This window comes from Caulobacter sp. 1776, from assembly GCF_040545685.1.
Lineage (GTDB): Bacteria > Pseudomonadota > Alphaproteobacteria > Caulobacterales > Caulobacteraceae > Caulobacter.
The window spans coordinates 330729-351751 of sequence record NZ_JBEPMI010000009.1; the positions used below are offsets into that span (position 1 = coordinate 330729).

At 69.0% G+C, this 21023-nt stretch carries 16 protein-coding genes and 2 pseudogenes; 10 read left to right on the forward strand and 8 right to left on the reverse strand.

Features of this window, described 5'->3' with window-relative positions; genetic code table 11:
* Positions 1 to 5 precede the first annotated feature (5 nt).
* Both ABIC66_RS24310 and fixT read right to left on the reverse strand, forming a co-directional pair.
* Positions 6 to 156 (reverse strand): annotated as a pseudogene (locus ABIC66_RS24310) (hypothetical protein); the annotation flags it as partial.
* Positions 154 to 435, reverse strand: a pseudogene (fixT, locus tag ABIC66_RS24030) (oxygen-responsive sensory/signaling system negative regulator FixT); the annotation flags it as partial. The pseudogenes fixT and ABIC66_RS24310, both read right to left, overlap by 3 nt.
* A 155-nt stretch (positions 436 to 590) precedes the next feature.
* Between fixT and fixK the strand changes: the two are divergent.
* Positions 591 to 1235 carry a transcriptional regulator FixK gene (fixK, locus tag ABIC66_RS24035; RefSeq protein ID WP_354073847.1) on the forward strand — a complete coding sequence of 215 codons (645 nt, stop codon included), beginning with the start codon at positions 591 to 593 and terminating at the stop codon, positions 1233 to 1235.
* A 112-nt stretch (positions 1236 to 1347) separates the two neighbouring features.
* On the opposite strand, the gene ABIC66_RS24040 is transcribed toward fixK, so the two are convergent.
* Positions 1348 to 2661, reverse strand: coding sequence for an MFS transporter (locus tag ABIC66_RS24040; RefSeq protein WP_354073849.1), 1314 nt, complete (start codon positions 2659 to 2661; stop codon positions 1348 to 1350).
* A 135-nt stretch (positions 2662 to 2796) separates the two neighbouring features.
* Between ABIC66_RS24040 and motA the strand changes: the two genes are divergently transcribed.
* From motA to mnmC2, 3 genes are all read left to right on the forward strand, one after another.
* The gene (motA, locus tag ABIC66_RS24045) at positions 2797 to 3663 is read left to right on the forward strand and encodes a flagellar motor stator protein MotA (protein ID WP_354073851.1); all 867 of its coding nucleotides are present in this window, start codon (positions 2797 to 2799) and stop codon (positions 3661 to 3663) included.
* 126 nt (positions 3664 to 3789) lie between these two features.
* Entirely contained in the window at positions 3790 to 4137 is a 348-nt protein-coding gene (locus tag ABIC66_RS24050) for a hypothetical protein (protein WP_354073852.1), read from the forward strand.
* A 201-nt stretch (positions 4138 to 4338) separates the two neighbouring features.
* The gene (gene mnmC2 / locus ABIC66_RS24055; protein WP_354073854.1) at positions 4339 to 6126 is read left to right on the forward strand and encodes a tRNA (5-methylaminomethyl-2-thiouridine)(34)-methyltransferase MnmC2; all 1788 of its coding nucleotides are present in this window, start codon (positions 4339 to 4341) and stop codon (positions 6124 to 6126) included.
* A gap of 240 nt (positions 6127 to 6366) precedes the next feature.
* On the opposite strand, the gene ABIC66_RS24060 is transcribed toward mnmC2, so the two are convergent.
* Positions 6367 to 7596, reverse strand: coding sequence for an OmpA family protein (locus ABIC66_RS24060; protein ID WP_354073856.1), 1230 nt, complete (start codon positions 7594 to 7596; stop codon positions 6367 to 6369).
* Between the two features lie 256 nt (positions 7597 to 7852).
* Here ABIC66_RS24060 and sapA point away from each other — a divergent pair, with 256 nt between their 5' ends.
* The 3 genes from sapA to ABIC66_RS24075 all read left to right on the forward strand — a co-directional run bounded on the left by sapA (position 7853) and on the right by ABIC66_RS24075 (position 11825).
* Positions 7853 to 9814, forward strand: a complete 1962-nt coding sequence (gene sapA / locus ABIC66_RS24065; protein ID WP_354073858.1) for a protease SapA — start codon at positions 7853 to 7855, stop codon at positions 9812 to 9814.
* A 128-nt stretch (positions 9815 to 9942) separates the two neighbouring features.
* The gene (locus tag ABIC66_RS24070; protein ID WP_354073860.1) at positions 9943 to 11553 is read left to right on the forward strand and encodes a hypothetical protein; all 1611 of its coding nucleotides are present in this window, start codon (positions 9943 to 9945) and stop codon (positions 11551 to 11553) included.
* Positions 11554 to 11597: 44 nt separating this feature from the next.
* Positions 11598 to 11825, forward strand: coding sequence for a DUF5961 family protein (locus tag ABIC66_RS24075; protein ID WP_354073862.1), 228 nt, complete (start codon positions 11598 to 11600; stop codon positions 11823 to 11825).
* Here ABIC66_RS24075 and ABIC66_RS24080 read toward each other — a convergent pair.
* Both ABIC66_RS24080 and ABIC66_RS24085 read right to left on the reverse strand, forming a co-directional pair.
* Positions 11822 to 12196, reverse strand: coding sequence for a hypothetical protein (locus ABIC66_RS24080; RefSeq protein WP_354073864.1), 375 nt, complete (start codon positions 12194 to 12196; stop codon positions 11822 to 11824). The genes ABIC66_RS24075 and ABIC66_RS24080 overlap by 4 nt on opposite strands.
* A 54-nt stretch (positions 12197 to 12250) precedes the next feature.
* On the reverse strand, positions 12251 to 14602 hold the full coding sequence (locus tag ABIC66_RS24085; RefSeq protein ID WP_354073866.1) for a glycoside hydrolase family 95 protein: 2352 nt from the start codon (positions 14600 to 14602) through the stop codon (positions 12251 to 12253).
* A gap of 326 nt (positions 14603 to 14928) precedes the next feature.
* Between ABIC66_RS24085 and ABIC66_RS24090 the strand changes: the two genes are divergently transcribed.
* From ABIC66_RS24090 to ABIC66_RS24100, 3 genes are all read left to right on the forward strand, one after another.
* Positions 14929 to 16656: a glycoside hydrolase family 43 protein gene (locus ABIC66_RS24090; RefSeq protein ID WP_354073867.1), complete on the forward strand. Its 1728-nt coding sequence runs from the start codon at positions 14929 to 14931 to the stop codon at positions 16654 to 16656.
* 16 nt (positions 16657 to 16672) lie between these two features.
* Complete coding sequence (locus ABIC66_RS24095; RefSeq protein WP_354073868.1) at positions 16673 to 18292, forward strand: alpha-N-arabinofuranosidase; 1620 nt, start codon at positions 16673 to 16675, stop codon at positions 18290 to 18292.
* Between the two features lie 188 nt (positions 18293 to 18480).
* Complete coding sequence (locus ABIC66_RS24100) at positions 18481 to 19218, forward strand: FadR/GntR family transcriptional regulator (RefSeq protein WP_354073870.1); 738 nt, start codon at positions 18481 to 18483, stop codon at positions 19216 to 19218.
* A gap of 115 nt (positions 19219 to 19333) precedes the next feature.
* Here ABIC66_RS24100 and ABIC66_RS24105 read toward each other — a convergent pair whose 3' ends face one another.
* Together ABIC66_RS24105 and ABIC66_RS24110 are read right to left on the reverse strand one after the other, a co-directional pair.
* Complete coding sequence (locus tag ABIC66_RS24105) at positions 19334 to 20914, reverse strand: glycoside hydrolase family 43 protein (protein WP_354073872.1); 1581 nt, start codon at positions 20912 to 20914, stop codon at positions 19334 to 19336.
* Between the two features lie 16 nt (positions 20915 to 20930).
* Positions 20931 to 21023: hypothetical protein (locus tag ABIC66_RS24110; RefSeq protein ID WP_354073886.1), on the reverse strand; the 93-nt coding region annotated here is incomplete at its 5' end.

Sequence of the window (21023 nt, forward strand, 5' to 3'; positions counted from 1 at the left end):
TCGCGGAAATCCGTGTCATCCCGGACGGCCCGCAAGGTCGATCCGGGACCCAGGAGCCAAGCGCGGTGCGGCGGCCCTGGGTCCCGGCTCTCCGCGCTACGCGCTGCGGCCGGGATGACACGGTTTTTGTAAGGGCCTGTTGAGCACCTGGCCCAACCGCTCTCCCAACACATCCCCCAGCAGCGGCTTTTCCACGATGGACACGCCGCGCACCCCGCGCCGCAGGAAGCGCTCCACGTCTCCCGTCAGCACGATGGTCGGGCGCTCGCCGAGGTCGGGCCAGTCCGCCGCGTCGTCGTCGATCACCACGGCCGCCACCGCGCGGCCGTCGGCGCGGGCGCTGACCGCGTAGCCCTCGGTCTCCAGCGAGAAGCGCAGGGCCTCGCGCAGGGGCTCGTCCTCGACAAGCAGCAGGATCAGGGGGCGGTTGGACATGACACAACGGTGGGCCAGAGCGCTCGCCAACACCTTGATCCGCCTCAAGCCCGCGTCGTCCGCATGCCCGCGTAAGGGGGTTTCCTTAGGCGCGGCTCCCGAATGTCGCGGCGGCCGGAAAAGGCGCAAGACCCTAGCAACAGAAGGGTCTTTCCATGCTGTCTCCGCTTCGCGTCAACGCCGCCCCCACCGCCCTCGATCCCGTGCTGGCCCTGCCCGGCGCCTGCCCGCGCTTCGCGCGCGACGAGGAGATCTTCGGCGAGGGCGAAACCGCCGCCTACGTCTACCAGGTGGTCTCGGGCGCCGTGCGGACCTACCGCATCCTGCGCGACGGTCGGCGGCAGATCGACGAGTTCCACTTCGCCGGCGACTATTTCGGCCTGGAGATGGGCGAGACTCATCGCGTCACCGCCGAAGCGATGGGCGAGGCCAGTATCCGCATGATCCGGCGCGGCGCGCTCAGCACGCTGGCCGCCACCCGTGACGACGCCGCCCGCGCCCTGTTCCGCCTGACCGCCGAGGGCTTGCGACGCAGCCAGGACCACGTGCTGATGCTGGGCCGCCGCTCGGCGCTGGAGCGCGTCGCGGGGCTGTTGCTGGACATCGCCGAGCGCACCCACGCCGACGCCGAACTGGACATGCCGATGAGCCGCCAGGACATGGCCGACTATCTGGGCCTGACCATCGAAACCGTCTCGCGCGCCCTGACGGCCTTGCAGGACGAAGGCCTGATCGCGCTGCCGACCGTCCGGCACCTGGTGCTGAGCGATCGGCGGGCGCTGGAGCGGATGGTGCAATAATGGCTGTCATCCCGGCCAAGCGCGAAGCGCGCAGACCCGGGACCGCCGGAAGCTCAGAGCCAGTTGCGGTCCCGGGTCTGCGCTACGCTTCGCCCGGGATGACAGGCGTTTTTCAAACCCCGCCCTCGTCGCTGCGCTCCAGCCCCGCGATCGTCGCCTCTTCCCGCGCCCCGCCCTTGTCGATCGAGCGCAGCACCGCCTGGCGCAGGGCGTAGGCCAGCAGGCTGGCCAGGATGATCGCGTTCAGCACGAACGGACCCCAGCCGATCCGCTCGTAGAGCAGCACGAACAGCGGGGCGACCACGACGTTGAGGCCGTTGATCGCGGCGATGGCGCCGGCCGCGCCGGCCTGGTCCTTGGCGTCCACCGACAGCGAGGCGCCGGCCGTGAAGCCCGGGCGCGCGAAGCCGTAGCCCAGGCTGGCGATGGCGTAGCCGATGGCGACGGCGGCGTAGTCGGGCGCGAAGGCCACGATGATGTTGCCCAGGGCCGCCGCGCCGACGCCCCAGCGCATCAGGTCCTTCGGTCCCATCCGGAACATGCGGATCAGGCCCCATTGGGCCAGCAGGCCCGCCACGGCGCCGGCCGCCATGGCCAGGGTGATGAAGCCCTGGGCCTTGACCGGCGGCAGGCCCAGCTTGTCGATGATCAGAAAACCCAGGGTCTGGGTCTGGGCCGTCTGGCACGAGGCGACCAGGAAGCCGAAGATCAGAAAGGGCTTCAGACGCGGGTCGCGCCACAGGGCGAGGCCCCCGCCCCGCCAAGGCAGGACGCCGCGGCGGCGCGGCGGGGTCTCGCCGCGTCCGGGCTTGAAGGTCTCGGGCAGGCCGCGATGGACGACGACCAGCATCGCCGCCGCCAGGGCCGCGAAGGCGAACATCGGCCCGGCCAGGCCCACGACCGGCAGCACGAACAGCGGGGCCAGCAGCGGCCCGACCACGGTGCCCAGGCCGAAGGCCCCGGCCAGGGTGGCCATGGTCTGGGTGCGTTCCTCGCGGCTGGTCCGCTCGGCCATATAGGCCTGGGCCGCCGGATTGGTCGCCGAGCCGAAGCCGCCGAACAGGGCCCGCGCCGTCAGGAACAGGCCGAAGATCACCATCGGCGGCGCCAGGTGATGCAAGCCCGCCGAGACGACGACAGCGCACAGGGTCATCGAGACGCAGAAGCCGGTCAGGCCCAGCAGGATCAGCGGCTTGCGCCCGCGCAGGTCCGACTGCCGGGCCCAGAACGGCGAGGTCACCGCCCACAGCACCGCCGACAGCGAGAAGATCCCCGCCACCAGGGCGTCCGGTATGCCGATCTGGCGGCCGATGGCCGGCAGCACCGAGAGCATGCCGGTGTTCCCCATGGCGGTCGCGACCGACACGCCGAAGAGGATCGCGAACGCGCCCCGGTTGGCCCGGGCTTCTGGTGTCTCCCCACTCATCAAACAATCGTTAGACCTGGCGGAGGACGCGCGCAATGTGTCGCAGGTCACAGCGCCGCGCCGCGCCATGTGAGAACCTTGGATTAATCATTAACCGCGATCATGCGCCGTCAAACTCGGGGTCGGCCTAACACCATGTTCCAGATCATCGGCATCGTCCTGCTCTTCGGCTTGGTGTTCGGCAGCTACATCATGTCGGGCGGCAAGCTGGACGTGATCATCGAGGCCGCTCCGCACGAGCTGATGGCCATCCTGGGCGCGGGCGTCGCGGCGTTCCTGATCTCGAACTCGATGACCGTGATCAAGGCCACCGCCGGCGGCTTCGGCAAGGTCTTCAAGGGTCCCAAGTGGAAGGCCTCGGACTATCGCGATCTGCTGTCCCTGCTGTTCCTGCTGACCAAGACGATGAAGTCCAAGGGCGTCATCGCCCTGGAAAGCCACATCGAAAAGCCGCACGAGAGCACGATCTTCGCCCGCTATCCGAAGATCACCCACGACCACTTCGCCGTCGACTTCATCTGCGACACCCTACGGATGATGACCATGAACCTGGAAGATCCGCACCAGGTCGAGGACGCGATGGAAAAGCAGCTCGAGAAGCATCACCACGAGGCGCTCGAGCCCGCCCACGCCCTCCAGAGCATGGCCGACGCCCTTCCGGCGCTGGGCATCGTCGCCGCCGTGCTGGGCGTCATCAAGACCATGGGTTCGATCACCGAACCGCCGGCCGTGCTGGGCGGCATGATCGGCGGCGCGCTGGTCGGCACGTTCCTGGGCGTGTTCATGGCCTATGGCCTGGTCGGCCCGATGGCCACCCGCCTGCAGGCCGTCGTCAACGAGGACGGCGCCTTCTACAAGATCATCCAGGCCGTCCTGGTCGCCCACCTGCACGGCAACGCCGCCCAGATCTCGGTCGAGATCGGCCGCGGCCACGTGCCCAGCCCCGCCCAGCCCAGCTTCGCCGAGCTGGAAGAGGCGCTGGCGCAGATCCCGCCGGAATAGCCCAGGGCCAAAAGGACTTGGCTTACGGACCAAGTTAGCGCGTCGTAACTTGCACGCGCTTTCGAACCGGTATTCCTTTCGCCCGACATGCCGCCCGCAAGGCGGTGGCCAGCAAGGGGAAACCTCATGAACACCACTATCCTGCGCAAGCTCCTGATCGCTGGCGTGGCCGTCTCGGCCCTGTCGCTGGCCGCCTGCGGCAAGAAGGACGAGGCCGAGGGCGACAGCGCCGCCGCCAAGGCCGCCGCCGCCGACGCCAGCACCGTGACCGACGCCGCCTCGGCCAAGGAGCAGGCCGCCGCCGACGCCAACAAGGCCGCCGCCGACGCCGCCGCCGCCCCGGCCGATCCCGCGGACACCGCCGCCCAGACCGCCAACGACGCCGCCGCCACGGGCGCGACCTCGGCCCCGGCCGACGCCAAGGCCACGGCCGCCGCGGACGCCAAGCCGGAAGAGAAGAAGGCGGCGCACTAACGGGCTCGCGCCAACCAGGTCCGTTCTCCCCGGCGAAAGCCGGGGCCCAGATCGAACCACGAGCGCCCTTCGTCGATCCTCGGCGGAGGGCGCTTTCACGCCTGGCTCTCCGGATGAATCTGGGCCCCGGCTTTCGCCGGGGAGAGCGGGTTTGGGGAGTGACCTTGACGTTTGACCTACGGCGATGGCTCTAGCAGGCCGATGGATCCTGCCGCTCCCCAAGACGGCTCGCCCCTCGTCTGGCGCGAGGACGGCCTGCCGCAGTCCAGCCTGTACGGCGACGTCTATTTCTCCAGCGTCGACGGCCTGGCCGAGACCCGGGCGGTGTTCCTGGCCGGCTGTGGCCTGCCGGAAAGGTTCGCCGAGGGGCGAGACTTCGTGGTCGGCGAACTCGGCTTCGGCTCGGGGCTGAACATCGCCGCCCTGCTCGACCTGTGGCGGCGCGAAAAGCCGCCGGAAGGCCGTCTCCACATCTTCTCGATCGAGGCCCATCCGCTGGCCCGCGACGAGGCCGCCCGGATCCTTGCCCATTGGCCCGAGCTGGGCGCGGCGGCCCAGGGGCTGCTGGACCACTGGCCCGGCCGGGCGCGCGGCTTTCACCGCATCGACCTACCCGGCTTCGACGCCGTGCTGGACCTGGCCGTCATGGACGTGGTCGAGGCGCTGGAGGCCTGGGACGGGGCGGCCGACGCCTGGTTCCTGGACGGCTTCTCCCCCGCCCTGAACCCGGCCATGTGGCGCGACGAGGTGCTGGCCGCCGTGGCCAGGCGGTCCGCGCCCGGCGCCCGCGCGGCGACCTTCACCGTGGCCGGGGCCGTGCGGCGGGGCTTGCAGGCCGCCGGCTTCGAGATCGCCAAGCGCCCCGGCTTCGGCCGCAAGCGCGAGCGGCTGGAGGCCTGGCTGCTCCCGCCAGGCGAAAAGGACGCGCGCGAGGTCGCCCCCCGGCCAGAAACCCTGGCCATCGTCGGCGGCGGGATCGCCGGCGCCTCCCTGGCCCGCGCCGCCCGCGCCGAGGGGCTGGCGGTCACCGTGATCGACGATCCGGACGGGGTGTCCGCCTCCGGCAATCCCGCCGCCCTGGTCACCCCGGCTCTCGACGCCGGCGGCGGCCCGCGCGCGGCGCTGTACGCCCAGGCCTTCGCCCGCGCCGTGGCGCTATACGAGGCCGAGCCGGGCGTGGTGATCGCCCGCGAGGTGCTGCAGCTGGCCACGACCGAGCGCGACGCGGGCCGCTTCGCCAAGGTCGCCGAGCAGGACCTCTTCGAGCCCGGCGCCATGACCGTTCTGTCCCCCGACCAGACCGCCGCGCGGCTGGGCGCCGAGGTCCCGGCCCTGGCCATGGCCGCGAGCCTGGTCATCGAGCCGCCCGTCGTCACCACCGCCTGGTGCGGCGACATCGTCCGTCGGCGGGTCGCCCGCCTGGAGCGAGGCGAGGATGGCTGGCGCCTGCTGGACGAGGACGGCGCGCTGATCGTCCGGGCCGACCGCGTCGCCCTGGCTGGGGGCGCGACGACGGACGGGGTCGCCCTGCGCCCGGTGCGCGGCCAGGCCAGCTGGATCGACGGCCTGTCGACCGCGCCCGTCGCGTTCGGCGGCTACGCCATTCCAACGCGTTCGGGCCTGCTGTTCGGAGCCACCCACGACCGGGATGAGACCGCCGTCGACGTCCGTCCCGAGGACCACGGCCGCAACCTTGACACCCTGGCCAAGGGCCTGCCCGCCCTGGCCGGGCGGCTGGCCGGCAAGACCTTCGAGGGCCGCGCCGCGATCCGCGCCACCACGCCGGACCGGACACCCCTGGCTGGGATCCGCGCCGACGGCGTGCTGGTGCTGACGGGCCTGGGCTCGCGCGGCTTCTGCCTGGCGCCGCTGCTGGCCGAGCATCTGGTCGCGCGGATGCTGGACCTACCCTCGCCGCTCCCGCGCCATTTGTCGCACCCGCTGGATTTGGCGCGTTTCGATTCGCCTGGCGCGAGCGCCGGCGTATAGTCGAACACCGTTGTCCGAGCGCCCAAGGCGCTCGGATCGCGCCAAGCCCTTTCCATGAGATCGGCGCCCCATTGCCTGCCGGTCGCATGACGGCGGTCCTACGCCCTCTTGGCCCGCCGGATTGGACGCTCCCGACGCCCCATCGGGAGCGTCTTTCCGTTTCAGGTCTCGATTTCTCCGCCCAAAGAAAAAGGGGCCGGCCTTTCGGCCAGCCCCAGATCCTGTCGATCGTCGATACCCTTAGAAGGTGATCGAGACCGTCGAGCGGCGGTTCAGCGGCTCCTTGACGCCATCGCCAGTGGCGACGGCCGGAGCGGTTTCGCCCTTCCAGTCGACCGACACGGCGGTGGCCGTGACGCCCATGCCGACCAGGCCGTCGGCCACGGCCTTGGCGCGGCGTTCCGAGAGCTTCTGGTTGTAGGCGTTCGAGCCCGAGGTGTCGGTGTGACCCGTCACCACGATCTTCGAAGCGCCGCCGGCCTTGGCGTAGTCAGCCGCTTGTTGGACCACGGCCTGGGCTTCCGGCGTCAGCACGTACTGATCGAACGGGAAGTAGACCACGAACTCACGCGCCTCGTAGGCCGGAGCAGCCGGAGGCGGCGGCGGCGGGGGAGGCGGCGGAGGCGGCGGGGGCGGCGGCGGCGGCGGCGGGGGAGGCGGCGGCGGCGGGGGCGGCGGCGACCCGAAGGTGTAGCGCAGACCCAGGGTCACCGAGGTGTCCTTGTAGCGGCCCGAGAACGTGCCGACATCGGTGATCGAGCCGCCGGCCGGACCGGCGTTCTGCGTCACCGAGCCCCAGTCGAGCTTGGTGGTGCGCAGATAGCGGCCCGTCAGGTCCAGCGACCAGTTCTCGGCGAAGTTCCAGCCCAGGCCGATCAGGGCCTGCATCGCCATGCCCTGGTCGACATCGTCGAAGCTGGTGTTCTGGTAGATGGCCGCGCCGGCCGGAACGCCCGACAGCTGGCCATAGACCTTGTTGTGGACCCAGGCCGTGCCGACGCCGGCGCCGATGAACGGGTTCAGGCTGGAGTTCGGCGCGAAGTCATAGATGGCGTTGGCCATCAAGGTGGTGGCCTTGAACTCGCCCTTGGGCTCGCCGCAGGTCGGAGCGGCCGAGGTGCGCGCCACGCCGGCGGTGCAGAGACCGATCGGCTGGGCGCCGCCCGTGGTCCCGGTGCCGGAGCCGCCCGCGCCGCGCACGCTCTGCATGTCGCTGGGGCGATAGCCGTATTCGGCTTCCACGCGGAAGTTCGGCGTGAACTTGTAGCCCAGCCGGCCGAAGGCGGCCCAATCCTTGTCGCTGGAGAACGTCCAGTCGTAGTTGTTGGTGGAACGCGCCTTGACGTCCGCGGGCTCGTGGTAGCCGGCGTCGCCCGCGACGTACCAGCCACTCGTCGCGCTCTGGGCCATGGCCCCGGAAGCCGCGCTCAGCGCGGCCGCCGCGACGCCGACCAGCAATCGCATCTTCATCTCTAAACCCTCTTGTTCGTATGTCGCGGGCCCGACATGTCCCCGGAACCCAGCACGACAAACGCGCCATGTAACGATTTAGGTGTGGCAAATCAGCCACAGAATGCGGACAATTGTGAAAATGTGGCGACGCGCGCCACGATACAGCGCCGCTTAGCTTGGCCAGATACTGTGCGGGTTTGTCGCAAATAGCGGAGATTGCAGAGGAATTCGACGTTGGCCATACTTCGGACGTGGGGCGACTGGAGTATAGGCCGTGAGTATCGAACCGTTTCCCCTCGCGTCAGACGACTCGGTGTCCGTTACGGGCGGCGATACGCCGAACGCCTTCGTCAACGCCGATTCCCGGACCGGGGTGGTGGCCGGCAAGACCAGCCTGACGGTGAGCGAGGCCGCCTTGCAGCTGCTGCGCGGCGAGCCGGGTTGGTCTAACGCGTTCCAGGTCGGCGCCACGGTCAGCTACGCGTTCCGCGCCACCGCGCCCGGCACGATGCCCAGCGACACCGGCGGCTTCTCGCAATTCAACGCCGCCCAGATCCTGCAGGCCGAGAAGGCCCTGGCCTCCTGGTCGGACGTCGCCAACGTCACCTTCGTGCGCGTGGGCGAAGGCGCCATCGGCGAAGCGGCCTACAGCAACAGCGCCGCCATCCTGTTCGGCAACTATAGCACCGGCGAGTCCGGCGCGGCGGCCTTCGCCTACTATCCGGGCAACTACGCGGCCGGCAGCAGTTCGGGCGACGTCTGGGTCAATTCCAGCCTGAGCTACAACACTAGCCCGACGGGCACCAACTACGGCGGCATGGTGCTGGTCCACGAGCTGGGCCACGCGATCGGCCTGGCCCACCCGGCCGACTACGACGCTGGCGCAGACAAGACCATCACCTACGCCACCGACGCGACCTATTACGAGGACAGCCGCCAGTACACGGTGATGTCCTATTTCGGCGAGGCCAACACCGGCGGCTCCTTTAGCGGGATCTACGCCTCGGCCCCGCTGCTGGACGACATCGCCGCCGCCCAGCTGGCCTACGGCGCCAACATGACCACGCGCACCGGCGACACGACCTACGGCTTCAACGCGACCGCCGGCCGCGACTGGTTCAGCGCCACCTCGTCGTCGACCAAGCTGGTCTTCGCCGTGTGGGACGCCGGCGGGACCGACACCTTCGACTTCTCCGGCTACAAGGTCGCCCAGACCATCGACTTGCGCCCGGGCTTCTTCTCCAGCGTCGGCGGCCTGACCGGCAATGTCACCATCGCCATCGGCGCGACCGTCGAGAACGCCATCGGCGGCACAGCGGCCGACATCATCAACGGCAACGCCGTCGCCAACCGCATCACGGGCGGCCAAGGCTCCGACACGCTGGACGGCGGCCTAGGCCTGGACACGGCCGTCTACGCCGGCAAGGCCTCGGCCTACACGATCATCGCCACCGCCAATGGCGGCTGGTCGGTCAAGGACAACAGCGGGACCGACGGGACCGACAGCGTCGTCAATATCGAAAACCTGGCCTTCTCGGACCGCACGCTGTCCGTCGTCGACAGCCGGGTCGCCTCGGCCATGACCAACGTTCTGCGCCTGGCGGCCTTCTCGACCGGCGCGGACGCCATGACCAAGACCCTGGGCGCGGCCATGGCCTCGGGGACCACCTATGCCGACGCCATCACCCAGGTGACCAAGGCGGCGATCTCGACCAGCGCCGTGGCCGCCCTCTCCTACCAGTTCTTCACCGGCAAGACCCCGACGACGGCCGGCATGGACTATCTGGTGAACCCGAACGGCGCCAACGCCAACAACCTCAACAGCGCCTACTACCAGTCGTTCAACATCGAGAACCGCTACATCAACTTCTCGGTCAACCTGGGCAAGGTCGGCGAGGGCGCGGCCAGCTTCTCGACCAACTACGGCGGGCTGTCGCTGTTCGACGCCACCCGCAAGGCCTATGCCGCGATCTTCGGCCTGACCCCGACGGACGACAAGATCCACGCCCTGATCGACGGCCGCGCCGACTACTTCGCCAGCTACGGCGGCGACGGGGCCAACGGCCAGGGGACCAAGGCGGCCATGGTCGGCTGGCTGATGGCCGAGGCCGAGAAGGCCGACATCGGCGTCTACGCCAAGTCCGCCGACGCCTTCTTCGCCGACCAGGTCAGCCACGACGTCTATGGCGTCGACCTGATCGGGACCTACGCCAAGCCGGAATACAACCTGGTCTGAGGCCGAGCGGTCTGAACGAACACGCGGCGGCGGGCCCCGGTCCGCCGCCGTTTTCGCTTGGCAAATTGACAACACGATAAGCGTTACCTAAGCGAGATGCACACGCATAGCGTTTGGGGGTGAGGCGCATGACGGCGATCGTCGGGACCGCGGGTAGCGACCATATCGACGTGCCCGGATCGGGGGATTTCGAAGTCTCCGGCGGCGCGGGAAACGACACGATCGCCGTTCGGAAACAGTCCTACCAGCCGGGCATGGTCACGGTGGACGGGGGCGACGGCGACGACACCCTAATCCTCCAGGTCTACGGAACACAGTCCGTCACCGTGCATGGCGGCGCCGGCAATGACACCTTTTCCCTCGTCTCGGGCGGCCTCGTCTACGGCGACGCCGGCGCCGACCTTTTCCAGATCCACGAATTGGCCGGCGGCGGGCGTCCTTTCACGATTGGGGACTTCTCCAGCGCGGACCGGCTGGACATGACCCCCTTCCTCAAGCTCGGAACGGGCTGGGTCCAAGGCACGAACCCGTTTTCCACGGGCTTCGCCAGGCTAGCCCAGCTCGGCGCCGATACGGTCTTGCAGATCAAATGGGCCGACAACTGGACAAGCTTCGGCGTGTTCAAGAACACCAGCGCGACAGCCCTGACCTCGGCCCAGTTGGGCTTCGATCCGAAGATCGAGACGATTAGCTTCCTAACCCTGTCGTCCGCGAGCGCTGTGATGGAAGGCGGCAAGCTGACCATCGATCTGGCGCTGTCGACGCCCCAGGCCCAGGCCGTGAGCGCGACCCTTCTGATCACGGGCTCCGCTCCCGGATCCAGCTCCTCCGCGTCGGTGACGGTCGTTTTCGCGGCCGGTCAAACCAAGGCTCAAGCCATCCTCAACGTCTTCGAAAATGGCGCCGTCGGTGACGGCGTTTTCGACATCACTCAGCTCCGAAACGTCGCGTTCTCCGCCGATCCACGAGTCGGCGACAAATTCTCGATCGTCGTCACCGACAACGACGCCCAGGGGTTCGGCGTCGCCCTCGCCGACAAGACCGCGACCTACAAGGCGCTCACGCTGCTCGACGCGGTCAAGGCCGGGGACCAAGCGAACATCCCCTCGCTCTGGCCGGCGTTGACGGCTTCGACCCGCGACGCCGTCCGGGCCCTCGAGCCCTTCGCGATCTCGACTACCGCCGTCGCGCTGACCGCCTATCAGTTCTTCACCGGCAAGAGCCCTGGCAAGGCCGGCCTCTCCTACCTCGTCAATTCACCGGACAACGCCAGCGACCTGAACGACGCGGGCGGCATCTACGCGGCGATGAGCACGGAGAACCGCTACATCAACTTCAGCGCCAATCTGGGCCTGGTCGGCGAAGGCAAGGCGGCTTTCGCCGACGCCTACAAGGGCCTCACCTTCCGCCAAGCGGTCGAGAAGGCCTACGACACCGTCATCGGCAAGGATCTGGCGGCCGCCGGAGGCATCGACGTGACCGCCGCGATCAATGGCGTCGTGGCGTCCCAAGGTTATTTCGACGCCGTAGCCACCGAGCGCATGGGCGGCTTCGATCACGACCTGGCGGTGAAGGCCGGCATGATCGGCTACCTGATCGCCGAGGGTCAAAAGGCCCACGTCGGGATCTACGCCCGCGCGGTCGAGAACTTCTACCTCGACCTGACCGACGGTTCGGCGCAGCACAATGTCGATCTGGTCGCCGTCTACGGCCCGGGGACGTTCTTGGACGCGATGTAGGAATCCAATTCGGCCCGCGTGCGTTCTCCCCGCAGGAGACCGCCATGCCCAACTTCACCGTCCGCGCCCGCCACCTGCACGGCCACCATGCTCGCGGTGTCGACGAGGCGAGCCCCGAGGCCGCCGCCGTCGCCTATCTCGAGGATTTCGCCCACGACACTGACCTCGACGACGATGGGGACGTGGCGCTGATCGTTCGTGACGAGACGACGGGCCGCGAGCAGTGCTTCCGCGTCGACTTGGAAACGGGGCGGACGGAGCCCTGCGGCTAGCCCCCCTTGCCCTTCGGCATGGCCTTGAGGATGTCCAGCGCCTGCCAGGGCTTGCCCTTGACCAGCACGCCGGCGGCCAGGCCGGCCACGAAGGCGCCGCTGGGATGGGCTTGGACCAGGTCGACGATCCGCTGCTCCAGCGGCGGACGCCGGTGGCGAGCGCGATAGCGTCTGTGGGCCATGCTCCAGATCGCGACCGTGGCGCCGGCCAGGCCCGCGACGGCCACATAGGCCCACGCGCTGCCCAGCAGCGGCGACAGGAACGCATAGATCGCCATCGCGCCCGTCACGGCGCCGATCGCCGCCGCCATGATCAGCCCCGCGCCGGTCATCAGCCGCGAAATCACGTCATCGATGAAGTCGTCCAGCATTGTTCCCTCCTGCCTCGGAGACGAAGGCGACGGGGAGCCGTTCGGTTCCGTCGATCAGGCGCGCGCCAGGGCGCCGCCGCGCGGCACGAGGCGGGCGGCCTGGCCTTTCTTGAGCTCGACCTCCAGTGTCGAGCCAGCGTGGACCACGGTGTGGCGGCCGTCGGCCCCGGCGGTCAGCACGGCCTCGGCCAGCTTGCCGCCCGCCCAGCGGACGTCGACCCCGACCGCGCCGCGGGCCCGCAGGCCGGTGACATGGCCGGTCGGCCAGGCCGATGGCAGGGCCGGCAGCAGATAGATCCGGTCGTTGCGGCTTTGCAGGATCATCTCGGTCATGCCCGAGGTCCCGCCGAAATTGCCGTCGATCTGGAATGGCGGGTGGGCGTCGAACATGTTCGGATAGGTCCGCTCGGGGCCCAGCAGCAGCTTGAGCACGCTGTGGGCGTGGTCGCCGTCACCCAGCCGCGCCCACAGGTTCAGGCGCCAGGCGATGGCCCAGCCGGTGGCCAGGTCGCCGCGCGTCAGCAGCGAGGTCTTGGCCGCCGCCGCCAGCTTCGGCGTGGTGTCGATCGCGATCTGGTCCGAGGGAAACAGGCCGTAGAGGTGCGAGACGTGCCGGTGGTGGATGTCGGCGGCGTCGGCGTCCCAATCCTCCTGCCACTCCTGAAGCTGGCCGTCCTTGCCGATCTTGTACGGCGCCAGCTTGTCGCGCGCCGCCTTCAGCTCGGCGACGAAGGCCGGGTCCGCGCCAAGCAGGGCTTCGGCCTTCAGGCAGTTGTCGAACAGGTCGCGGACGATCGCCTGGTCCATGGTCGGGCCGGCCGCCAGCGACGAGCCGTGGCCGTGATCGTTCTCGGGCGAGATCGACGGATTGGTGACCAGCGCCCCGAACTTCGGGTCGACCACCAGGGTGTCGAGGAAGAACCGCGCCGAGCCCTTCATCAGCGGATAGACCCGCGCCAGATAGGCCTGATCGCGACCGTAGTCGTAGTGATCCCAGACGTGCTTGCAGAGCCAGGCGCCGCCGGTCGGCCAGACGCCCCAGAGCGGGCCGTCGATCGGGGCGGTGGCGCGCCACAGGTCGGTGTTGTGGTGCGTGACCCAGCCGCGCGCGCCGTACATGGCCTTGGCCATGCGCGCCCCGGTCTCGGCCAGCCCCTCGACCAGGCCGATCAGCGGCTCGACGGTCTCGGCCAGATTGGTCGGCTCCGCCGGCCAGTAGTTCATCTCGGTGTTGATGTTGATCGTGTACTTGCTCTCCCAGGGCGGAGAGGTCTTGTCGTTCCAGATCCCCTGCAGATTGGCCGGCTGGCCGCCCGGGCGCGAGCAGGCGATCAGCAGGTATCGGCCGTACTGGTAGTACAGCGCCGCCAGCGACGGATCGTCGGTGGTTGGCGACTGCTTGATCCGCTGGTCGGTCGGCAGCAGGTCGGCGCGGGTGCGGCCGAAGTCGACGCCGACCCGGCGGAACAGGGCGCGGTGGTCGGCCTGATGCTCGGCCAGGATCGTGGTCCAGGGCTTGGTCGCCAGCTTGGCCAGGGTCGCCTTGTTCAGCGCCGCCGGATCGCCCGAGACGTCGTCGTAGCGGCGATAGCTGGTGGCCGCCGCGATCAGCAGCAGCACCTCGTCGGCGCCCCGCACCGAGAGCGTGTCGCCCTGGCCCGTCACCTTGCCGCCCCTGGCCCGCGCGTCGACCCGGCACTCGAACGTCAGCCTGGCCGGGATGCCTTGCTGGCTGTCGTTGGTTCCGGCCAGGATGAGTTGCCCGCCCGCGACCGACGCGACCGGCTTGGACTTCAGGGGGCTGGCGAAGGACAGGTCGACGCTGATCGCACCCTTCCGGCTCGCCGCCAGGCGCACCGCGATCACCCCGTCCGGCGCGCTGCCGATCACCTCGCGGACATAGTGGACGCCGCCGGCCGTGAAGCGGGTGGTCGCGATGGCCCCATCGATGTCGAGGTCGCGGACATAGTCGCTTCCCGCCTCTCCCAGGCCGGGGAAATCCAGCTTCAGATCGCCGATCGTCTGATAGGCCATCTGCCGCTTGGGCAAGCCCATGAACTTGGCGTCGGCCAGTTCCGTGGCCTTGGCGTATTCGCCGGCGTCGATCAGGCGGCGGATCTCCGGCAGGGCGCCTCTGGCCTCCGGATTGATCGGTTCGTACGGACCGCCGGCCCACAGGGTGTCCTCGTTCAGCTGCAGCCGCTCGGCCGCGACGCCGCCGAAGATCATCGCCCCCAGCCTGCCCGAGCCGACCGGCAGGGCCTCGACCCAGGCCTTGGCCGGCTGGCGGTACCAGAGGCGCGGCGGCGCGGCCTTGGGCGCGGCGGCGCGCGCCGTCGTTCCCGCCAGGGCCGTCGAGGCGCCGAGGACGGCCAGCGTGGTCCTGCGAGTCAGGGCATGGGTCATGGGGGCTCTCGAACAGCGGCTCAACGGTCATCGCGCGTCGTCACACCGGGCCGTGGTCGGTGGAATCTCGCCACAATAACTCCGACAAAAGCACAGAGCGACGACGCCTCACAAGCCCCGAACCGATCGGCTTGGCTTGACGAAAGTTAGCGCTACCATCGGCGAATTTCAGACGCTAGGGTGGCCCGGCGCCGCCGCGCCAGGGGCCACCTTCGACGGCGACTTGCCAGACATAATAGGGACCGCGTCAGCCGCGGCGGTAGAGAGGAAACGCCATGTTCGCGCACGCTTCAGCAGGCCATCGGTCGCGCCAACCGCTTCGTGGCATGGCGGCGGGGCTCGCCTCGGCCCTCGCGATCGTGGCCGCCGGCGCGAGCCAGGCGCGGGCCCTGGAGCCAGCCGCGCCCCCGACCAAGACAGAGCCAAGCGCGGCGTTCGACTGGTTCGAATACGACGGCGCCGATCCGTCGGACGCGGCCTTCAAGCCGACCGCGAGCCAGTACGCCAACCCGATTCTGAAGGGGACCTATCCCGATCCGGCGGTCATGCGGGTCGGCAAGGACTTCTACTACGTCAGTTCGACCTTCGCCTGGTTCCCCGGGCTGCCGGTCTTCCATTCGACCGACCTCGTGCACTGGAACCAGATCGGCAATGCGATCGACCGCCCCGGCATGCTGGACTTCGGGCGCCTTGGCCTGTCGCGCGCGGTGTTCGCCCCGACGCTGAGCCACCGTGACGGGGTGTTCTACATCCTCAACACCTGCGTCGACTGCCGGGGCAACTTCCTGATCACCGCGACCGATCCCAAGGGTCCGTGGTCGGATCCGGTCTGGCTGCCGGCGGTCGAGGGCATCGACCCCTATCTGTTCTTCGACGATGACGGCTCCGCGATGATCGTCTTCAACGGCGAACCGCCCGGCCCGCCCGAATACAGCGGCCATCGCGCCATCTGGGCGATCGGCTACGACATCAAGGCCAGGAAGACCGTCGGCGAACGCAAGCTGCTGCTGGACAAGGGCGTCAACCCGGCCGCCAAGCCGATCTGGCCCGAAGGCCCGCACATCCTGAAGAAGGACGGCTGGTACTATCTGATCGCGGCCGAGGGCGGCACCGCCGAGGGCCACAGCCAGGTCGCCTTGCGCTCGAAAAGCGCCTGGGGACCTTACGTCCCCTATCCGAACAATCCGATCCTGACCCAGCGGGGCCTGCCCAAGGACCGCCCGCTGCCGATCACCTCGGCGGGCCACGCCAATCTGGTCGACACGCCGGACGGCAAGTGGTGGGCGACCTTCCTGGCGGTGCGTCCCTATGGCGACGACCTCTACAACACCGGGCGCGAGACCTTCCTGCTGCCCGTGGAGTGGAAGGACGGCTGGCCGATCATCCTGGAGAACGGCAAGACCATTCCGTACGTCCACGCCAAGCCGAACCTGCCGCCGACCACGCCCAAGCCGCCGCCGACCTCGGGCGCCTTCAAGGTCCGCGAGGCGTTCGACGGCAAGGCCCTGCCGCTCAGCTGGGTGACCATGCGGATCCCGCAGCAAAAGTGGTGGCGGCTGGACGGTGGCAAGCTGGTGCTGAGCGCGCGCCCGGAGACGATCGGCGGCATGACCCAGCCGTCCTTCTGGGGACGGCGTCAGCAACACATGAACGCCAGCGCCTCGACGGAAATGCGTTTCCGCCCGACCAAGGCCGGCGACAAGGCCGGCCTGGTCGCGGTGCAGAACGACGCGCACTTCTTCTTCCTGGGCCTGACGCGAAACGCCGACGGCCAAGACGAGATCGTGCTCGAGCGCCGCGCCAGCGCGAGCGATCCCGAGGGCGGCGTGAAGGTGGCCGGCGCGCCGGTCGCCCTGAAGGCCGGCGCGCCCGTCTGGCTGAAGATCACCGCCCGCGGCGGCGCCTATGACTTCTCGTACGCCCTCGCCGCCGGCCAGTGGAAGACGCTGAAGGCCGACGAGGACGGCACGATCCTTTCGACCAAGAAGGCCGGCGGCTTCGTGGGCGCGCTGCTGGGCGTCTACGCCCACGCCGACGCCGCGCCGGGCCGATAGAAAAAGGGGAGACAAGATGATCAGAATGACCTGGCCGATGGCCGCCTGCGCCCTCACGCTCGCGGCGGCCGCGCCGACCCTGGTTCAGGCGCAGGCCCCCGTTCACGCGCAGGCCGGGGCCGACGCGCCGATCGCCCTGCGGATCGACGCCACGAAGCCCGGCCCCAAGATCGACCGCAACATCTTCGGCCAGTTCGCCGAGCACCTGGGCTCGGGGATCTATGGCGGCGTCTGGGTCGGCAAGGACTCGCCCATCCCGAACACGCGCGGCATCCGCAAGGACGTGGTCGAGGCGCTGCGGGCCATCAAGACGCCCAATGTCCGCTGGCCCGGCGGCTGCTTCGCCGACGAGTATCACTGGCGGCGCGGGATCGGCCCGGCCGAGGCCCGGCACACGACCATCAACTCCAACTGGGGCGGGGCGGTCGAGCCCAACACCTTCGGCACGGACGAATTCATGGACTTCGTCGAGCAGATCGGCGCCGAGGCCTATGTCTCGGTGAATGTCGGCTCCGGCACGGTCCAGGAGGCCGCCGAGTGGATCGAATACATGACCGCCGACCCGGCCACGACGGCGGGCAAGGCGCGGGCGGCCAACGGCCATCCGGCGCCCTACAAGGTCAAGTATCTGGGCCTCGGCAACGAAAGCTGGAGCTGCGGCGGCGCCATGCGCCCCGAATACTATGCCGACGAGATGAAGCGCTACGCCCGCTTCGTCCGTAACTACAATCCCAAGCAGACCGGCGCCGAGGCCATGCAGCGGATCGCCGTCGGCCCCAACCAGGGCGATCCGGCCTATACCGAAGCGGTGATGGCCGCCCAGAAGGGGCACGACTGGGCCTGGAACATCGAAGGCCTGTCGCTGCACTCCTACACCACCGGCGGCTGGCCGCCGTCCTATTCCAGCACCAAGTTCGACGAGACCGCCTACGCCAAGCTGCTGCGCGAGACCCTGGGCATGGACGACCTGGTCGCCAAGCACGCGGCGATCATGGACAAGTACGATCCCGACAAGAAGGTGCCGCTGGTCGTCGACGAATGGGGCGTCTGGCTGGCGCCGCTGGAAGGCACCGATCCCGGCTTCCTGGTCCAGCAGAACTCGTTGCGCGACGCCATCGTCGCGGCCCTGAACCTGAACATCTTCGCCCGCCACGCCGACCGCGTGCGGATGACCAACATCGCCCAGATGGTCAATGTGCTGCAGGCGATGATCCTGACCGACAAGGACAAGATGGTCCTGACCCCGACCTATCACGTCTACAAGATGTACCTGCCGTTCCAGGACGCGACGTTCGTGCCGGTCGGCTTCGAGGCCGGGACCTATATGCAGGGCGACATCAAGCTGCCGCGCATCGACGCCACGGCGGTGCGCGACACCCACGGCAAGCTCTGGCTGGCGGTGACCAACCTGGATCCGGCCAAGCCGGTGACGATCACGCCCGACCTGGCGGGCGGCAAGATCGCCAGCGCCACGGGACAGGTGCTGACCGCGCCCCGGGTCGACGCCTTCAACACGTTCGCCGCGCCCAACACCGTCGCGCCCAAGCCCTATACGGCCAAACGCTCGGCCAAGGGCCTGACGCTCGACATTCCCGCCAAGTCCGTGGTGGTCGTTCAGCTCGAGCCTGAGGTCTGACCTCCTCGCGCGAGAGGCGAGCGCAACCGCACGCCTCTCGCGCCGAGATGATCGAAAATATTCCCGTATTTCAAAGGCGACACAGCCGGAAAGGCGCGTAACACCCCCCTTCCAGATCGCCTGACAACTTGCCAAGGCTCGCCAGGTTGCGCTTATAGATCGTCGCGCAACCCAGGAATCGCACGCCCATGCCTTCGGACGAGCCGGACGACAAGCCGATCATGCGATCGGCGCGAGGGTCTGGCCGACGCCTGCGCGGCGCCGTCGCTCACTATCTGGGGACCGCCATCGTTTCGGGGCAGATCGCGCCGGGAGAGACGCTGAGCGGCGAAATCGCCAATGCCGAAGCCCTCGACGTGTCGCGCAGCGCCTATCGCGAGGCCGTCCAGGTCCTGACCGCCAAGGGCCTGGTGGAAAGCCGCCCCAAGGCCGGCACGCGGGTGCTGCCGCGCAGCCGCTGGAACATCCTGGACCCGACCGTCTTGGCCTGGGCCTTCGCGGCCGAGCCCGACGTCGCCTTCGTGCGCGACATCTTCGAGCTGCGCGCCGTGGTCGAGCCGGCGGCGGCGCGGTTCGCGGCCGAGCGCCGCGACAAGGACGACATCAAGGCCATGCGCGAGGCCCTTGCCGGGATGAAACGCCACACCCTGGCGACGGAAGCCGGCCGCAGGGCCGACCGCGAATTCCACGACGCCTTGCTGCGCGCCACCCACAACGACGCGATGATCGCCCTCAGCGCCAGCATCGGCGCGGCGGTCAGCTGGACCACCGAATTCAAGCAGCGCCTGCGGGCCCTGCCCCGCGATCCGGTGCCCGACCACGCCAAGGTCTGCGACGCCATCGCGGCCGGCGATCCGGAAGCGGCCAGCGCGGCCATGCGCGCGCTGGTCGACCTGGCGCTGGAAGATACCCGCCTGTCGATGTAGCGGGCTCGGCGGCGCGTCTAGGGCCGTTCGATATCCAGCCCCAAGCCCTGCTCATCCCCGCTTTCGCGGAGATGAGCGGATTTAAAAGGCGATCAACGTTGGGCGCCGATCTTTCCTACGGCTTCTCCAGCGTGAAGCTGTCGATGTCGAGACGCCCGTCGCCGCCGTTCGGATTGTAGCAGAACAGGCCGTACTGCTCGCCCTGGAAGGTGCCGGTGCGCCAGTCGAACGCCAGCGGGAAATCGCCCTGTGTCGCGGTCCAGGTCTTTCCATCCAGGCTGTAGCTGAGCGCGCTCTTGTCGGTGGTGAAGTCCATCGTCACCGACAGCCACAGGTCGGCCAGGGGGATCGGGCGCGCCGCGCCCCATGGGGTCGTCTTGGGGCCTTGCGTCGTGCTCTCGATCACGCGGGCGCTGATCGCGCCAAGCCCGTCCGCCGTGCGGGTGACGACCAGCTGGCTGGAATATTTGCCGAACGTGCCCAGGCCGCACTCGTCGCCGGCCGCCAGGCCGCGCAGGTCCAGCTTTGCCACGCCACGGCTGCGGGGTCCCTGCCCCTTCTGCACGAGCGTGTTGCGCGCGGTCCAGAACCCGTCGCTGGTCGTGACCTTCAGGCGCATGAAGCCCGGGCGTTCGGTCAGCGACCAGCGCCGGTCGTCCGGATTGTGGTTCCATTGCCACTGGCGACCGAGCGCGCGGCCGGAGAAGTCGTCGGAGCTGGGCGGCTCCTTGAACGGCTTGCCCAGGATCGGCTTGGCGGCGGTGGCGGGCACGCGGCCGGGGGCGTCCGGCGTCCCCCACACCGGCCAGTCGTCTTGCCAGAAGACCGGGCTGATGTTGGTGACGCGACCCACCGCGCCGGCGTCGCGCATCACGAAGCCGTACCAGCCGCCGCCCGGCAGATCGACCAGGGCGCCCTGATGGCCGCCGGTCGTGTCGTCGATCTGAGGCCGCGTCTCCCAGGGCCCGGTCAGGCTCCGGGCGCGCGACACGGTCAGGCCCAGGCGCGAGGGAATGGCGTTGAACAGATAGTACCAGTCTCCGCGCCGGATCAGCTTGGAGCCTTCCGCCCCCTTGTTGAAGTGAACCACCTTGGCGTCGACGACCGCCGACAGGTCGGCGTTGAGGCTCAGCAGGGTGATCGTGCCGTTCGAGCCGATGGAGGTGGCGATATAGGCCTTGCCGTCGGTGTCGATGAACAGGCCCGGATCGAACGCCTCGCGGTCCAGCTCGCGCATGGTCCAGGGGCCCGAGATCTTCGCGGCCGAATAGATCCGCGTCTTGCCGCCGACCGGGGTGACGGCGATGTAGAAGCGGCCGTTGTGATGGCGCAGGCTGGGCGCGTAGACGCCATGCCGATAGTCGCCACCGTCGACCAGATCGTATTTGGGGTTGCCCGTCAGCCGCGGCATGACGTGGCTGGCGATGTCCCAGTTCACCAGATCCTTGGAGTGCAGGATCACCAGGCCCGGCGTGTTCAGGAAGGTCGTCGAGGCGAAATAGAAATCCTCGCCGACCCGGATGATGTCGGGATCGGGGTAGTCGGCGTTGAGGGGCGGGTTGGAATAGGTCCCATGCCCGGAATCGGCCCGCCAGACCTGGGCCGGCGCGGTCGTGGCCACGGCGACGGTCGCCAGGCCCAGAACGCTGGCCAGGGTCGCGCGGAGAAGCTTCGCCGCCTTGATCGTCGCCGTCATGGCCATTTCCTTCAGTCTAATGATTATCGCGCGGCAAGCCCTTGGTCTGGGCGATGCGCTGGTATTTGACGGCGGGTTCGAGGACGGCGCCGGTTTCCATCTGGCCGAC

Excerpts from the sequence above, each read along its gene's own strand:
- fixK (WP_354073847.1), top strand. The coding sequence starts at position 591 with ATGCTGTCTCCGCTTCGCGTCAACGCCGCCCCCACCGCCCTCGATCCC.
- motA (WP_354073851.1), top strand. The coding sequence starts at position 2,797 with ATGTTCCAGATCATCGGCATCGTCCTGCTCTTCGGCTTGGTGTTCGGC.
- ABIC66_RS24085 (WP_354073866.1), bottom strand. The coding sequence starts at position 14,602 with ATGACCCATGCCCTGACTCGCAGGACCACGCTGGCCGTCCTCGGCGCC.
- ABIC66_RS24040 (WP_354073849.1), bottom strand. The coding sequence starts at position 2,661 with ATGAGTGGGGAGACACCAGAAGCCCGGGCCAACCGGGGCGCGTTCGCG.
- ABIC66_RS24070 (WP_354073860.1), top strand. The coding sequence starts at position 9,943 with ATGACGGCGATCGTCGGGACCGCGGGTAGCGACCATATCGACGTGCCC.
- ABIC66_RS24075 (WP_354073862.1), top strand. The coding sequence starts at position 11,598 with ATGCCCAACTTCACCGTCCGCGCCCGCCACCTGCACGGCCACCATGCT.
- ABIC66_RS24100 (WP_354073870.1), top strand. The coding sequence starts at position 18,481 with ATGCCTTCGGACGAGCCGGACGACAAGCCGATCATGCGATCGGCGCGA.
- ABIC66_RS24090 (WP_354073867.1), top strand. The coding sequence starts at position 14,929 with ATGGCGGCGGGGCTCGCCTCGGCCCTCGCGATCGTGGCCGCCGGCGCG.
- ABIC66_RS24050 (WP_354073852.1), top strand. The coding sequence starts at position 3,790 with ATGAACACCACTATCCTGCGCAAGCTCCTGATCGCTGGCGTGGCCGTC.
- mnmC2 (WP_354073854.1), top strand. The coding sequence starts at position 4,339 with ATGGATCCTGCCGCTCCCCAAGACGGCTCGCCCCTCGTCTGGCGCGAG.
- ABIC66_RS24060 (WP_354073856.1), bottom strand. The coding sequence starts at position 7,596 with ATGAAGATGCGATTGCTGGTCGGCGTCGCGGCGGCCGCGCTGAGCGCG.
- ABIC66_RS24080 (WP_354073864.1), bottom strand. The coding sequence starts at position 12,196 with ATGCTGGACGACTTCATCGATGACGTGATTTCGCGGCTGATGACCGGC.
- ABIC66_RS24105 (WP_354073872.1), bottom strand. The coding sequence starts at position 20,914 with ATGACGGCGACGATCAAGGCGGCGAAGCTTCTCCGCGCGACCCTGGCC.
- ABIC66_RS24095 (WP_354073868.1), top strand. The coding sequence starts at position 16,673 with ATGATCAGAATGACCTGGCCGATGGCCGCCTGCGCCCTCACGCTCGCG.